This window comes from Flavobacterium ajazii, from assembly GCF_010614725.1.
GTDB classification, from domain to species: domain Bacteria; phylum Bacteroidota; class Bacteroidia; order Flavobacteriales; family Flavobacteriaceae; genus Flavobacterium; species Flavobacterium ajazii.
Map to the genome: position 1 here is coordinate 123403 of NZ_JAAEHL010000006.1, position 15170 is coordinate 138572.

The 15170-nt window shown below is 33.9% G+C and carries 16 protein-coding genes; 5 read left to right on the plus strand and 11 right to left on the minus strand.

Annotated elements, in window-relative coordinates; genetic code table 11:
- Nucleotides 1-43: 43 nt before the first annotated feature.
- On the plus strand, nucleotides 44-367 hold the full coding sequence (locus tag GWR14_RS12455; protein ID WP_163409350.1) for a single-stranded DNA-binding protein: 324 nt from the start codon (nucleotides 44-46) through the stop codon (nucleotides 365-367).
- 140 nt (nucleotides 368-507) lie between these two features.
- Here GWR14_RS12455 and GWR14_RS12460 read toward each other — a convergent pair whose 3' ends face one another.
- The 6 genes from GWR14_RS12460 to GWR14_RS12485 all read right to left on the minus strand — a co-directional run bounded on the left by GWR14_RS12460 (nucleotide 508) and on the right by GWR14_RS12485 (nucleotide 4991).
- On the minus strand, nucleotides 508-1200 hold the full coding sequence (locus GWR14_RS12460; RefSeq protein WP_163409351.1) for a DUF2461 domain-containing protein: 693 nt from the start codon (nucleotides 1198-1200) through the stop codon (nucleotides 508-510).
- Nucleotides 1201-1291: 91 nt separating this feature from the next.
- Complete coding sequence (locus tag GWR14_RS12465; RefSeq protein ID WP_029271150.1) at nucleotides 1292-1477, minus strand: hypothetical protein; 186 nt, start codon at nucleotides 1475-1477, stop codon at nucleotides 1292-1294.
- A gap of 79 nt (nucleotides 1478-1556) precedes the next feature.
- Complete coding sequence (locus GWR14_RS12470; RefSeq protein ID WP_163409352.1) at nucleotides 1557-2075, minus strand: ferritin; 519 nt, start codon at nucleotides 2073-2075, stop codon at nucleotides 1557-1559.
- Between the two features lie 84 nt (nucleotides 2076-2159).
- Complete coding sequence (locus tag GWR14_RS12475; protein ID WP_163409353.1) at nucleotides 2160-3617, minus strand: hypothetical protein; 1458 nt, start codon at nucleotides 3615-3617, stop codon at nucleotides 2160-2162.
- Between the two features lie 28 nt (nucleotides 3618-3645).
- Nucleotides 3646-4284, minus strand: coding sequence for a chloramphenicol acetyltransferase (locus GWR14_RS12480; RefSeq protein ID WP_163409354.1), 639 nt, complete (start codon nucleotides 4282-4284; stop codon nucleotides 3646-3648).
- Complete coding sequence (locus GWR14_RS12485; RefSeq protein ID WP_163409355.1) at nucleotides 4284-4991, minus strand: HAD family hydrolase; 708 nt, start codon at nucleotides 4989-4991, stop codon at nucleotides 4284-4286. The genes GWR14_RS12480 and GWR14_RS12485 overlap by 1 nt, the downstream gene beginning before the upstream one ends.
- A 406-nt stretch (nucleotides 4992-5397) precedes the next feature.
- Here GWR14_RS12485 and GWR14_RS12490 point away from each other — a divergent pair, with 406 nt between their 5' ends.
- The 4 genes from GWR14_RS12490 (at nucleotide 5398) to GWR14_RS12505 (ending at nucleotide 10559) form a co-directional block, all read left to right on the plus strand.
- Entirely contained in the window at nucleotides 5398-7080 is a 1683-nt protein-coding gene (locus GWR14_RS12490) for an arylsulfatase (protein WP_163409356.1), read from the plus strand.
- A 59-nt stretch (nucleotides 7081-7139) separates the two neighbouring features.
- The gene (locus GWR14_RS12495; RefSeq protein ID WP_163409357.1) at nucleotides 7140-8156 is read left to right on the plus strand and encodes an HAD family hydrolase; all 1017 of its coding nucleotides are present in this window, start codon (nucleotides 7140-7142) and stop codon (nucleotides 8154-8156) included.
- A gap of 90 nt (nucleotides 8157-8246) precedes the next feature.
- Nucleotides 8247-9071, plus strand: coding sequence for a hypothetical protein (locus GWR14_RS12500; protein ID WP_163409358.1), 825 nt, complete (start codon nucleotides 8247-8249; stop codon nucleotides 9069-9071).
- 36 nt (nucleotides 9072-9107) lie between these two features.
- Nucleotides 9108-10559, plus strand: a complete 1452-nt coding sequence (locus GWR14_RS12505) for a DUF1254 domain-containing protein (protein ID WP_163409359.1) — start codon at nucleotides 9108-9110, stop codon at nucleotides 10557-10559.
- Nucleotides 10560-10636: 77 nt separating this feature from the next.
- Here GWR14_RS12505 and GWR14_RS12510 read toward each other — a convergent pair whose 3' ends face one another.
- The 5 genes from GWR14_RS12510 to GWR14_RS12530 form a co-directional block, all read right to left on the minus strand.
- Nucleotides 10637-11524, minus strand: a complete 888-nt coding sequence (locus tag GWR14_RS12510; RefSeq protein ID WP_163409360.1) for a DMT family transporter — start codon at nucleotides 11522-11524, stop codon at nucleotides 10637-10639.
- A 203-nt stretch (nucleotides 11525-11727) separates the two neighbouring features.
- Complete coding sequence (locus GWR14_RS12515) at nucleotides 11728-12255, minus strand: hypothetical protein (protein ID WP_163409361.1); 528 nt, start codon at nucleotides 12253-12255, stop codon at nucleotides 11728-11730.
- A gap of 68 nt (nucleotides 12256-12323) precedes the next feature.
- Nucleotides 12324-12725 (minus strand): hypothetical protein, encoded by a 402-nt coding sequence (locus tag GWR14_RS12520; protein WP_163409362.1) that lies wholly within the window; start codon nucleotides 12723-12725, stop codon nucleotides 12324-12326.
- Between the two features lie 132 nt (nucleotides 12726-12857).
- Nucleotides 12858-13640 carry an enoyl-CoA hydratase/isomerase family protein gene (locus tag GWR14_RS12525; RefSeq protein WP_163409363.1) on the minus strand — a complete coding sequence of 261 codons (783 nt, stop codon included), beginning with the start codon at nucleotides 13638-13640 and terminating at the stop codon, nucleotides 12858-12860.
- A gap of 10 nt (nucleotides 13641-13650) precedes the next feature.
- A complete protein-coding gene (locus tag GWR14_RS12530) occupies nucleotides 13651-15066 on the minus strand; it encodes a sensor histidine kinase (RefSeq protein ID WP_163409599.1) in 1416 nt (471 codons plus the stop codon).
- Nucleotides 15067-15170 lie beyond the last annotated feature (104 nt).

A 15170-nucleotide genomic window follows, 5' to 3' on the forward strand; every position in this document is an offset into this window, starting at 1 on the left:
GGACGAGTTCAATTTTATATAAACCTTAAAAATAGTATACGCCATGAAAAACAAAGTACAATTAATCGGTAACGTAGGTAATGATCCTGAAATCAAAACATTAGACAGCGGAAGAAAATTAGCGCATTTAAGTATTGCAACCAACGAGAAATACACCAATGATAAAGGAGAAAAAGTAGAGCAAACCGAATGGCATCGTGTTACAGCCTGGGGCAAAACAGCCGAAATTATCGAAAAATATGTTGCAAAAGGAAAAGAAGTTGCCGTTGAAGGAAAACTAACACATAGAAGTTACGACGATAAAAACGGAGAGAAACGTTATGTTACAGAGGTTGTGGTAAACGAAATTTTATTGCTTAGCAAATAAGATTCGATTTGTTGGTTAACCCCGACAGGTTTTACAGCCTGTCGGGTTTTTATTTTTCATCAAACATGATCAATTAGACAAGGGGCTTCGACCTCGCTGAGCCTGACACCTCTTTAAATTTCAACCGACTAGATATAAAATTATAATATCGAAGCGCCATTGATATCAGTCGTCAGTATTTCGCTCATGTAATCAAAAAAGGGCCTCATATTCTGCATGGTTTCCAAAGACTGTTCTAAAAAGTGCGGACTCAAAACTTCATCATCCGAAAAACGTTTAATAATCAAAAACTGTTTAAAACGCAATAAATCAATAGCCTTATGGTTGATATCAAAACCTTTTGGTGCTGTTTTGAGCTGTTCACCCTGCAACGCTCCAAAAGTATTTTTAAAAGCTTTTGAATTCAGTATTTTTTGAAATGATTCTGGATCATGATCAAATTCGCTTCGAATGCGTTTTAAATCTGCAGCATTGGGTCCCCAAAAACCGCCTGCAAAAAAACTGTTTCCTTTTTCAAGATGAAAATAATAACCGCCTCGTCTTGCCGCTGTTGCTCGTGTATAACTTCCTCCCCAAAAGGTTTTAAAAGGCGTTTTATCTTTAGAAAAACGAATATCGCGGTAAATTCTGTACACACTTTTTTTACCTGATTTAGTTTCCAGAACATCTGTTTTAGAAAGTTCGTGAAGCAAAGCCTCTGCAAAAGTTTCAATATGATTTAATTCGGTTAAATATTCCTGTTTATGCGCTTCGAACCAGAGTTTGTTATTGTTTTCTTTAAGCAGAAGCAAAAAATTAAGAGCAGATTGGGGAATTATGATTTGGTTTTCCATATAAATTTGAGTCTTTTAAAAATCTGACGTTGACCGCAATTTAAAACTAAAAAACCCACCGGAAAAATCTGGTGGGTTTTGTATATATAAGTTAAGCAGTCTTTTTGAATAAATCGAACATAGGACAACGTGAGCAGCGTTTCTTTTCACTTTTTTTGTATTTCTCACAGCAAGAAGATTTACAGTTTTCAATCTTCTTAATTTTATCAAGGATATCTTTGTTTTTCTTTTTCTTTTTATCCTTTTTCTTGTCCTTGTCTTTTTCTTTCTTGCTCAATTTTCCTCTGTATTAAAAACAGAGACAAATATAAACAGAAAATATTATTTTTATATATTCTAAATAAACTTTAACTTTTTTACTTTGGATTAATAGCAATGGAACTGGTAACTGCAATTTGTTGGATATCACGATCGAACAGGTAAAGTCCGCCTTTGTCTTCGCCTATCAGGTTAATTTTATCCAGAATAGATTTAGCTGTAGCTTCTTCTTCAATTTGTTCAGAAACGTACCATTGTAAGAAATTATGTGTTGCATAATCTTTCTCTTCAAAAGTAATATGAACCAGTTCGTTGATCGATTTCGAAACAAAAAGTTCATGATTGTAAAGTTCCTCAAACATTTCTTTAAAAGTAGAATATGTTATTCTTGGCGCTTTTAAATCTGTAATCTGAGCGTGTCCACCTCGTTCGTTTACATACTTTACCAATTTAAGCATGTGTGCACGTTCTTCGTCTGACTGTGTGTACATAAATTGAGAAATTCCTTCTAATCCGTGTACTTCAGCCCAACAAGCCATAGAAAGATAGGTTTGCGAAGATTCTGCTTCTATGCGAATTTGCTTGTTTAGAGCCGTTTCAATATTTTTTGATAGCATAATGTGTGTCTTTTTTGTAAAATTAACGAAAATAATTCATTCTACTTTTTAGAAATAACTAAAACATTAGGCATTTGAATAAATTCAGTAGGATTTAATTTTCCCAAAAGAAGCCGGTTGCGAAAGGATAGACTTATTTATAATTGGGTTTCTTTCTTCATAATTGAATCCATCTGTGAATTTACGCATGATAAATTGTTTGGAAACACTGTCATAATAACTTAAAATGTAATAATCTTTTAATTTTAGTGCATCAAATAATGAAACTTTTTTATTTGTATTTAAAAAATAAAACAAGTTATCTATTGCTAATGGTTCCGCATATTTGTCTTTTATGAAATCCAGATTTTCATTTAGCATAGCATCAAAATAAACCATTTTATGTGATGAATATGTAACACGTTCTCCAAAACCATCGGGAGAGTCAAAGTAATAATCAGAATAATAATACTCTAAATATTCGCCAAAACCGCTAAAAGTAATAAAACTGTTTTTCTTATTTTTAATAACTGAAATACCTGCAGGTAATCCATCCAAATTTTTAAGGAATTTTGCAGTGTTTTTTAATTGATTGGTTTTTCCGTTATTAATTTGAATAAGGAAGGGAGAGTTTTTAAAAGGAATTGTATCGTTTTTTGAGAAAGAATAATTCTTAAGGGTATTTCCAGAATCAAAATCTTTTACCTCAAACAAAAATTCCTCTTCATTTGCGACCATTTGAAATAGTTTCTTTTCAATGTAAAAGGAATTTGCCCTTCTAAATGTTTCTTTAGCAACTGGCAGTTTAAAAGTTTTTTCCTCAATATCGCCAGTATTCAGGTTAATAGTAAAAATCTGTGTCTTTATTAAATCACCATCAAATGTCAAAACAATTTGATCATCAATCACATATAGTTTACTTTTTTTTGATACTAAATCTATAGGATTAAGAATACCTGATTCCATTTTTTGAATTGGAAAGTATTTAATAAGCGCATTAAAAGAGATGTTTACATTATCCTGATTTTTAAAAATAAAAGTAGAAAAATCAAGCATTTTAATTTCACACTTTCCTTCTTCAAATTTGTAAAGCATAAGATGTTCAAAGTCTTTTTCTTTACCCAGAATATAAAAAGCATTATTTTGTTGAAAATAACTTATAATATAATCGTGATTTCCCGGGAAATCAAAATTTAAGGATTTTGAAGTCTTAGTATCCAGATCATAAGTTTTATTTAGGATGTTTCTGTAGTTTCGAGAAATCCAATAGAGAGTTGGTTTATTTTCCTGACTAATGTGGCAGCCAACCAGATTTCGATTCATTTCATATTTTATAGAATCTGTAAATTGATTGGTCAGAAATAAAGATTTATTGTATTTTAAAATGTTTATGTTCTTATTGTCCCAGGCAAAAACATAAATATCATTCGTTTTTTCATCTTCGACATTTAAAATTTGGGTTTTTTCCAGATTATTTAAATGTAAAGGCAAGGAATTTAATACCGTCTGACTTAGTAAGACCGTATTATAAAAGGTACACAAAAGCAGTAGTAATTTTTTCATATGAATTTACGCTCAAATACTGTTCCATTTATTTCTCCTTATGATCCATTAATTCCTGAAAAAGATCAATAAATTTCCCTAAATGTAAACCGTCCATCAAACCATGATGTACGTGAACCGACATTGCAATAGTTCTCTTTCCTGTTTCAGAAGTCATCATTTTCCCAAAAGAAATTTTAGGACAGCTGTCCGGATAAGTGTAGCTGCGCGCATGCGAAAGCGAAGTAAAATTTATCCACGGAATCGCCGAAAAATGAATCAGGTTATCCTCATCAAACGACCTGGTAAAAAGTCCTGATGTTTTCTGAATCCGTTCAATTTCTGCTAAAGCATTTTTTTCAAAAACACCAAAATCAGCGTTATATTCAATTAACGAAAATCCGAAAGTTCCGTCCTCACGACCAATGGTTGCCGATGCATCTATATGATCATTGATGTAAATTTTGTCTTCTGAAATCCGGTATTTAAAATTCTCAATCGAATTTACCGCTACCAAAGTTTTATGCAGGTAAAAGATAAAAAAAGAAGTCTTTAGATTTTTAGCAGTTTGATACCCTTTTGTACAATCAATTTCTACGGTAGCGCCAAAAAAAGGTTCTTCCATTTTGCTGAAATGTTCAAAATGCTCTTTCCTATTCCAGTTTTCTAAGTCTAAAAGGGTTTTCATTATAGTAAATTAGGAACAACTTCTGCAATAGTTTCGAATGAACTAAAATGCTCATGTTCTACTTTATGATTAATTTTTTCATGTTCCCAGGTCGTATGAAACGGAATGTGAACAGCATAACCGCCAATTCCTAAAACCGGAAGCACATCTGATTTTAACGAATTTCCAATCATCAAAAATTCATGCGCCTGAATATCCAGACGTCCTAACAATTTTTGATAGTCAATTTCCTGTTTGTCCGACATGACTTCGATATGATGAAAATAATGTCCCAAACCGGAACGGTGTAATTTGCTGTGCTGGTCTTTTAGATCGCCTTTTGTAGCTACAACCAGTTTGTACTTTCCATGCAAAGCCTGTAATGTTTCCTCGATTCCATCCAGAAGTTCAATTGGTTTTTCGAGTAATTCTTTTCCGTATTGAATTATTTTTTCAATGACTTCAACCGGAATAGTGTTGTTAGAAATATTCATTGCGGCTTCAATCATCGATAAAATGTATCCTTTAATTCCATAACCGTACAAAGGCAAATTTGCAATTTCGACTTTAAACAATTCCTGAGAAATTCCCTGATGTGAAAGATAGTCTTCCATCAGGGCGCAAAATTTATGTTCAGTTTCCTGAAAATACGGTTCATTAACAAACAAAGTATCATCGGCATCAAATGCGATTACTTTTAAAGCAGGGATTTTATTTTTATGAAGCATTTTATGGTTTCTCTAAATATTTATGTGTAAAGTTATTTTTTCTTATTTCCAAATACAATATTTGATTCAAAATTTATCATTCTGTACTAAAAACCTTTTGTTCAGAAAAATAAACAAAAGACAAACTTATAATAAATCATATCCTTTTGATTTTCAAAATTTTAACATAAAGTTGTTTTTTTATGTTCCATTTTATAAAATGAAACAAGCTAATCCTTAAAAACGCTACAGTTTAGATTATTAATTGGCTAATTTTGAGAATCTTAATTAAAAATTAAGAAAATTCCTCTTCAAAATTTCTAAAAAAGGAATCATAGCTTTTAATCACTTTTCAATAAAAAATTAATCCGGTTTTTTCAAATCTTAATGATGGCGCATGAAAAAATCATTAACAAATTTTATTACCATGAAAAAAAGTAAACTTCAAAATGGATTTAGAAATGCAATGCTATTATTTGCATTAATGTGCTTAACAACTAATGAGTTGAATTCTCAAAATAAAAAGCAGCCCAATATCTTAGTACTTTGGGGTGATGATATTGGAACTACAAATATTAGTGCCTATAGTGACGGAGTCATGGGTTATACCACTCCCAACATTGATCGTTTAGCCAACGAAGGACTACGATTTCTTCATTATTATGGAGAACAGAGCTGCACTGCGGGACGGGCAGCATTTTTAACAGGACAGCATGGCCTTAGAACAGGTTTGACAAAAGTAGGTTATCCTGGTGCCCCAATGGGAATGAGTCAGTTAGACCCTTCTATCGGTGGAATAATGAAACAATTGGGATATGCAACAGGGCAATTTGGTAAAAACCACGTTGGAGACCGTAATGAAAATTTACCAACCGTAAATGGTTTTGATGAATTCTTCGGAAACCTGTACCATTTAAATGCAGAAGAAGAACCGGAATTACCTGATTACCCAAAAGATCCTGAATACCTGAAAAAATTTGGTCCAAGAGGTGTTTTAAAATGTACCGCAACAAATACAGATGATTCAACCACTGATCCTCGCTTTGGAAGAGTGGGAAAACAAAAAATTGAAGATACCGGAGCACTTACCAAAAAAAGAATGGAAACTGTAGATGATGAAACTTCTGCTGCAGCCATTGATTATATTAAAAGGCAAACTGCCGCCGGAAAACCTTTTTTCTGTTGGTTTAATGCTACTCGTATGCACCTTCGTACGCACGTGAGAAAAGAACATAGAGGCAGATATACGCATGGAGACAGCGAATATATTGATGGTATGATTGAACATGACGAAACTATTGGAAGCATCTTAAAAGCATTAGACGATTTAGGAATTGCTGACAATACTCTTGTTATTTATTCCACAGATAACGGACCTCATATGAATACGTGGCCAGATGCTGCAATGACACCATATCGTTCAGAGAAAAATACAAACTGGGAAGGTGCATTTAGAGTTCCATGTGTTGTAAGATGGCCCGGAGTTATTAAACCGGGAACTGTAACGACTGAATTAATGAGTCACAACGACTGGATGCCAACTCTTGCTTCAATTGCAGGAGAGCCAGATTTGGTAAAAAAAGCTTTAACAGGGTACAAAGCAAATGGAATTACTTACAAAGTTCATTTAGATGGTTTTGATCAAAGTGATTTTTTGCGTGGCAAAACACAAAAAAGTGCCAGAGATAAATTCTTTTACACTGATGATGATGGTCTTTTGGTTGGTTTAAGAGAAGGTGATTATAAATATGTTTTTGCAGAACAACGTCTTGCCGGTACCATGGGTGTTTGGGCAGAGCCGTTCACAAAACTTCGTCTGCAAAAAATATTTAATCTCTATCAAGACCCATATGAAAGAGCTGATTTCACTTCGAACACATACTGGGACTGGGTTATGAATCATGTTCAGATGGTGTATGGAGCTATATATGATGTAGGTGTATTTGCTGAAACATTTAAACAATATCCACCAAGATCAATTCCGCCGAGCTTCTCTGCTTATACTATTATGGAAGAGGCTATGAAAGATGTTAAAGCACAACAGTATATAGAAAAAAATGTACTTCCTAAGTTAAAAGAAGATGAAGCAGTATCGAAAAAGAAAAAATAAATAATACTAAAGAGATTCAAATTCATAAACCTGAATCTCTTTACTAAAATGAAAACATCATGAGAAAAAAAATATATTTTTTAGCTCTAGTCGTTTTGCTCCTCTTTTCCTGTAAAAAATCAGACGGCTTAACTTCTCCAACAACAGAAAATAATCAGACAGAAACTGAAGTAAACGGCGACCCATTGCCAAGCTGGAATGAGGGCACTTTAAAAAATGATATTATTGCTTATGTTGAAAAAGTAACCAAAGAAGGGAGTCCTGATTTTATTCCATTAGAAAACAGAATCGCGACTTTTGATAATGATGGAACGCTTTGGGCTGAAAAACCTTTAGTTCAGGAATTATTTGCTTTTTATCGGGTTAAAAAAATGGTAGAAGCCAACCCTGCTTTGGCACAAAAACAGCCTTTTAAAGCTGTAATCGAAAAAGACAAAAGTTATTTTGAAAAAGGAGGCGATAAAGCACTCATCGAATTGGTATCCGCAACTCATACCGGAATGTCTGAAGATGAATTTGAAAAATCCGTTCAGGATTTTTTTAAAGACGCACAAATTCCGGGGAAAAATATTCCTGTAAAACAAATACGTTATCAGCCTCAATTAGAATTATTGAATTATTTGCGTGCCAATGGTTTTAAGACATTCATTGTCACAGGAGGTACCATCGAGGTTGTTAGAGGAATCTCTGAAGATTTTTACGGCATTCCAAAAGAACAAATAGTGGGTACTTCTTTTAAATATAAATATGATTCGGATAAAAATGTAGTGATGAGAGAACCTGCTATGGATCTTTTTAACGACAAAGAAGCTAAACCCGTGGGTATACAACTACATATTGGGCAACGCCCGGTTTTTGCATGTGGGAATGAAGGCGGTGCCGGAGATATTGCCATGCTGCAATATTCTCAGGGAAATAAATATACATCCTTTCAATTACTGGTCAACCATAATGATTCGATTAGGGAATACAGTTATCAGGAAAAAGATAATGCTTCATTAAATGCGGCAGCAAAAAATAAATGGCACGTTGTGGACATGAAAAAAGACTGGAAAAAAGTTTTTTCAGATAATTAGATTGAGTTAGTTAGTGATTAAAGTGAAACAACTTTCATTGGTTTAGTTGTTTCATTTTAATCTAAAAGAAGAATCTGTAAAATTAAAAATATGAAACATGTATCGCATAAAGCTTTCAAATTCCTTCTGGGGATCCTTTGTTTTTTTTTAAGTTTTAATTCTTATGCTCAGGAAGAGCCAACAAAACCGGGAAACAGTGCACAAGAACTTGCTGATAAATTAGCAAATCCTGTAGCTAGTTTAATTAGTGTACCGCTTCAGAATAATCTCAACTACGGAATTGGTCCGTACAATGGTGTAAAATATACTATCAATGTACAACCTGTTATTCCATTTAAATTGAATGACAACTTAAACTTAATAAGCCGATGGATTCTTCCTGTAGTAGATCAACGAAATATTACAGGACTAAATTCACATGAATTTGGCTTAAGTGATGCTACAGTTACAGCATTTTTTGCGCCAAAAAGCGAAAAAATAATATACGGAGTCGGACCGGCATTTTTGGTACCAACGGCCACAGAAAAATTATTGGGAACAGAAAAATTTGGTGTTGGTCCCAGTGTCTTAGTAATGCATCAGGGAAAAGGTCTTTCGGTTGGTTTTATCGCCAATCAGATTTGGTCAGTTGCAGGAGCTTCTGATCGCGCTGATTTTAATAGTTTTTATACACAGATATTTATGTCTCATAGTTATAAAAGTGGTGCAAATTGGGGAGTCAATGCAGAAATTACTCAGAACTGGGAAGGCAATACTACTTTAATTTCTCTAAATCCGATGATGGGAGGAATTACCAAATTTGGAGATCAGATTGTTCAGTTCTCTGTACAGCCCTTAATTCCGATAGTCGGACATCAATCCATAAAACCCGATTGGGGATTGAGAGCCGTTGTAGCTTTTGTGTTTCCGAACTAATATGCATTTTTAAGTTTTCATCTAAAAAAATAAATTATGAAATCAAAAATTTTGTCTCTCGTTGTAGTTGTATTTTTGATCTCCTGTACAAAATCTACAACAAAAAATGAAACTACAAATGTTTCTGACAGTACATCATCATCTCAGTTTAAACCTGCAAGTTTAGACGAACAAGTACTATATAATCGTGCATTTGAAGCGGTAGTTTGGGGAATTCCAGCCGTGAATTTTGAATTGCTAAATGAAAGTTTAGCAAAAGCAAAAGGTAATTTCAATCAAATTATTTATTGGTCAGGACTGATTAATTCAAAAAACCAGACATTAACACCTAACCCTGATGTTATCTATATCAATCCTTTATATGATACTAGGAAAGGGCCGGTCGTTTTAGAAATTCCGGCAGTTGATGGAGCTTCTTCACTTACGGGAAGTCTTGATGACGGCTGGCAGACAGCAATTGAAGACATCGGCCCAGCAGGTGTAGATAAAGGAAAAGGAGGAAAATATATAATTCTTCCGCCAGATTATAAAGACAAAGTACCTTCAGGGTATATTCCGATGCCTTCTTCAACTTATACAGGATTTGCAATTTTGCGTTCCAATCTTACTGACGGAAGCCCAAATGATATTAAACGTGCGGTTGAATACGGAAAACGGGTTAAAATTTATCCTTATTCACAATCAGCAAATCCTCCGGCTACTCAGTTTTTAGATTTATTAGAAGTTGATTTCAGCAACACAATTCCTTATAATTTTCATTTTTTCGAAGTATTAAATGAGTTTGTACAACGCGAGCCTTGGTTACCAAGAGATTTAGTTATGATTGATTTTTTGAAATCAGTTGGTATCGAAAAAGGGAAACCTTTTGAAGCAGATACAAGAAAAAAAGAAATCCTTGAAGCAGCGATAAAAAATGCCGGAAAATGGATTGACAGCAGATATCAAGCTATTTTTAAACCGTCTTTTTATAACGGAACCAATTGGGCATTACCTGCATCTCCGGATGTTCTAAAAGCTTTAATGTCAAATTATACAATACCTAATATTTATCCGGTAAGCGATAGAGCTATTAGTTATTCAATGGCTTATTTCAGTTCTAAACATTTAGGAACGGGGCAGTATTACTTAATGTCAATTAAAGATGATAAAGGTGAAGAGTTTGACGGATCAAAATTGTATCAACTACATTTACCGCCAAAGGTCCCTGTAAAGTTATATTGGTCAATAACGGTTTATGATCGCGAAACTCATGCCTTGATCAAAAACATGAAATATTCCAGTCGAGCTTCAACATCTCCGGGACTTCAAAAAAATGCTGATGGATCGGTTGATATTTACTTTGGTGCAAAAGCTCCAGAAGGTAAAGAAAGTAATTGGGTTCCAACAGATCCGAAAGGAAAATTTGAATTACTGGCTCGTTTCTATGGACCTGAAAAAGCTTTTTTTGAGAAAACCTGGAAAATGGATGATGTTACCGAAGTAAAATAGATTATCGCATATTTCTAAATATTAATAAAAACTCCATTCTGTTTCAATTCTTAAACAAAAGGGAGTTTTTATATTTTCTATTTTTTATAAGATAAAAATTTTAGAGAAATAGTCTTATCGTAAAAAGTAATCCGGATTCCGAAAAGTAGAATAATACCACCTAAAACCATCTGCAATGTTATTTGCTCTTCCAAAAACAGCCAGGCTAATATTGAGGTAATTACAGCCTGACTCAACAAACTCAGAGAAACTCTCGTAGCCCGCATGTGCTGTGTTGCATAACTAACCGAAAGCCACGCACACAACTGGCAAATTACAGCCTGCAATACCAATACAAACCAGCCTGTATCTGAAAACCCGGTGAAAGGTTCATTTAGGCTGTAACACAAAATTCCCAAATAGATACTTGAAGCAAATAAACTGATGGTCATAAACGATAAAACATCCACTTTTGAAAGTACATTTTTGCTGACCAAAAGATAAATTGAATATAAAATACCGGACAATACGGCAAAAAGAAAAGCCTGATCGAAATTCAATTCGACAAAAAATTCAAAGCCAACTAAAGTCACCATTCCGAATAAAGACACTATGGTTCCAATCCAGAAATTAGCTGCAGGTTTTGATTTCAGAAACAAAAAAGAACCGATTCCAACCCACACCGGAGATAAGTTCGTCAACAAAGAAGCCTGTGTAGCACTCGAATCTTGAATGGCGATATTCCAAACCGCTACATCTGATGCAAATAAAATTCCGCAAAGTGCTGCTAAAAGAGTGAATTTTAAAGTTGGCAACTTAAAGTTTTTGCTCAAAAGTACATAAGGTAAAAGCAAAGTCACCGCAAAAAACATTCGGTAAAAAGCAGAAATTAATCCCGGAGTCAAACGTAATTTTACCAATATGGGAAAAATTGAGATGCAGAGAATACCGCAGATTAGAGCTAATCTTGGTTTGGAGAGTTTCATTTTTGTATTATTAAACAGAATGCAAAATTAGCATTTTGAAACTGTTCTTATCATAAAGAAATATTAATCTGAGAATTCTATTTTGAAATTTAGGTGCAAAGGTTCAGAGTTTACAAGTTCTTTAAACTCTAAAAGTAAAAGATATCTTTTCAGAAAATCAAAAAGCCCAAAAAGAATAGAATTTTTCCTTTTGGGCTTTTAAATTAGTCTTTCAAACTATATAATATTTTTTGAAAATCGGCTTTAAATGTATCTTTCTTATCTTTAGATGTCCAGGACATTACTTTGTAAAAAGACTTTTTAGTTTCAACTATTCCAACCAAATAATAGATTTCCATATTGGCTTCTTTATCAAAATAAGTAGCATCCGCCTCTATAAAATTAATATCCCCAATTTTTTTAGAAACAGGCTTTGATATCGTTTTCTTCTCCTCATCTGCTAAAAAGTCTTTCATAAAATCATTATAAAAATCATCTACAGAAGTGTAGTTTAATTCGATGTAACCTAATTCTTCTTTAGTATCATAAATTACACATCCATAAACTTCTTTAACCTCGCTTTTATACTGAATAGCCGCAGAAGTGTTTAACCCTGCCGTTTTATTCATATAATCCGGTAAACTAATATCAAAGGTATGACCGGCTTTATATTGTTTCAATTTAGTCTGGGCAATAGCAACCGTACTCGTAAAAGCTAAGGTCATTATAAAAATGGTAATTTTTCTGTTCATTTTATTGATATTAAATATATTGATTTCTGTAATTCGAGTTGTATTGGAGAAGTTCTTCTTTAAAAATTTTAGACTATCCCCTTCTCTAACATTTCCAGCATTACCGGAGAAGCATTTTTAAACGTCGGGTCCTGTTCAATAATACTTCCGGCGTTCTTTTTATTTACTTTGAAAGTCACATCATTGTCTGTAGTAAAAAGCAAAGCTGTCAGAAACGGTTTTTTAATATACGAACCTAAGATTAGCAAAGCTTCTTCTAAAGTATGAATGCTTTCAATTTCTTCTGTTTTGTAACGTGTTGTCAGCGAAATCGAAAATGTATCATCTTCATTTAGAACTAATCTAAAATATATGTTTTTAATCTCGGTATCGCCCATGGTTTTGGCCAAAGTCAGTTTTGCGAAAGTTCCGCTTTTGATGCTTTCTTTAACCCGTTCACAAAAAAGGGCAAATATTGGTTCGTAGGACATTTTTTAAGGTTCTAAACTTTTACAATCTTTGTTTATTATATAAACACAAAGGTCACATTTTTTAGCTAAAGATTAAATGGATTAAATCTTTGCGAATCCCTGTGTGATCTTTGTGTGACTTTGTGGAATAGCTTATTTTCCTGTAAATTCGGCTTTGCGTTTTTCTAAAAATGCAGTGGTTCCTTCTTTAAAATCCTGCGTTCCAAAGCATTTCCCGAATGATTTTATTTCAGTATCAAAACCATTTTTACCATCTTCAAAATTAGCATTGATTGCTTTTATTGCTTTTCCAATTGCAAAAGGAGCATTTTTAATGATTTTTTGCGCAATGACATTTGTAAAAGACAAAAGTTCTTCTTGTGGCACAACATGATTTACTAAACCGTAATCTTTAGCTTGTTCAGCAGTAATCATTGCTGCGGTCATAATCATTTCCATTGCACGGCCTTTACCTATTAATTGAGGCAGGCGTTGTGTTCCTCCATAACCCGGAATTAATCCTAAGCTTACTTCTGGTAATCCCATTTTAGCATTATCAGAAGCAATTCTGAAATGACACGCCATCGCCAATTCTAATCCACCTCCTAATGCAAATCCGTTGATTGCTGCAATAACCGGTTTTTTAAGTCCCTCAATATAATCAAAAAGAGATTCCTGACCTTCAGCAGCCAGTTGCACACCTTCTACAATAGTATAATTCGCAAATTCAGAAATATCGGCACCGGCCACAAAAGCTTTTTCACCGCTTCCGGTCAAAATTATAATGCGAACATCTTCATTTTTACTTAATAATTTAATTGCTTTGCTAAGATCGCTGATAGTCTCTTTATTCAAAGCATTTAGCTTTTCAGGTCTGTTAATCGTTACCGTTGCTATTTTTTCTTCTATAGAAATTAAAATATTTTCGTAGTTCATGACGCTTATTTTATGAGTTCGTAATAGGCAGGATAACCCTGAATGTAGTTCCTTTTCCGTAAGTTGACTCAAAGGTAATCGTTCCTTTGTAATTTTCGATGATGTTTTTGATAATTCCGAGACCAAGTCCCATACCACTGGTTTTGGTCGTAAATTTTGGTTCGAAGATTCGGCTAATATCTTGTTTCTGAATCCCGATTCCGTTGTCTTTCACTGCAATTTCAACATCCTCGTTTAGCCTTTTTACACTAACTACAATTGATTTCTGAAACTGACTTTCCGGAATAGCCTGAGTGGCATTTTTAACCAGATTCGTAATTACACGGATTAACTGCGTACGGTCCATTTTGGATATAATTTCTTCTTCATCACTTTCAAAAGAAATATATTCTTCGTTGAAAATATCCAAAGCCAATTCAACAACCTCAACAACATTTAAGGTTTCATTTTGCTGTGCCGGCATCGAAGCAAAGTTCGAAAACGCCGAAGCTACAGCCGTCATGGTATCAATCTGCTGAATTAAGGTTTCAGAGTAATCGTTCATTTTCTGCTTTACATCAGGAGCAGCAGGGTCAAACTTTCTTTGGAAACTCTGAACCGTCAGACGCATTGGCGTAAGTGGGTTTTTAATTTCGTGTGCAACCTGTTTTGCCATTTCCCGCCAGGCTTCTTCACGCTCACTTTGTGCTAATTTGATGGCACTCGTTTCGAGCTTGTCTACCATTCCGTTATACGCTCTAATCAGAAAGTTAACTTCTTTACTGTTGGCTTCCAGAACAATCTTTTCATTTTTCTGATCCAAATTGGTTTCTTCTAAACGATCGGAAATGGTTTTTAAAGATTTTGTAATATAAGTCGAAAGGAAATAAGCCAATGCAAAAGCCACAATCAGCATGAAAGAATACACCTGACTTAAACGGATCAAAAATGTATTCAGCTCATTGTCATAATAACCATCGTCCTCTAAGTACGGAAGATTCAGGATTCCAAGGGGTTTGAATTTTTCGTCTTTAATTAAACTGTAGGAAGACCTGTTTTTAACTCCGTCAATGGTTTTAATATCTACAAAACGTTTTTCGATGGAGGAGCGAACGAGTTTTAAAATAAAATCCGGAATTGGCGGCGGTGCTTTATCAACGGCAAAAGACTCTTTTGATGATTTTAATAATTTTCCGTTAAGGCTGTAAATATTGATTTCAATTTTGTGAATCTGAGCTAATTCATGGATTTTATCTTTGAAAATCAAATCCAGATTTTGGGTCTTTAGCGGATAAGTTGTAGTTGAAAGAACATAATTAATGTGTTCTTTCACCGCATTTTCTTTTCGTTCTAAACGTTCCTGATGGTATTCTTTGGCCTCAGTCTTAAACTGAATAATCGAAATGGAAGCTAATAAAAAAGATGCCACAACAATCAATACAATCATCGACAGGAATATCCTGGTACGAAGTGAGAGCATTGACATTTTGAAGTTTAGCATTTTTTTTAATTATAAATTGTGAATTGTAAATTATGAATTATTCGGTTTGC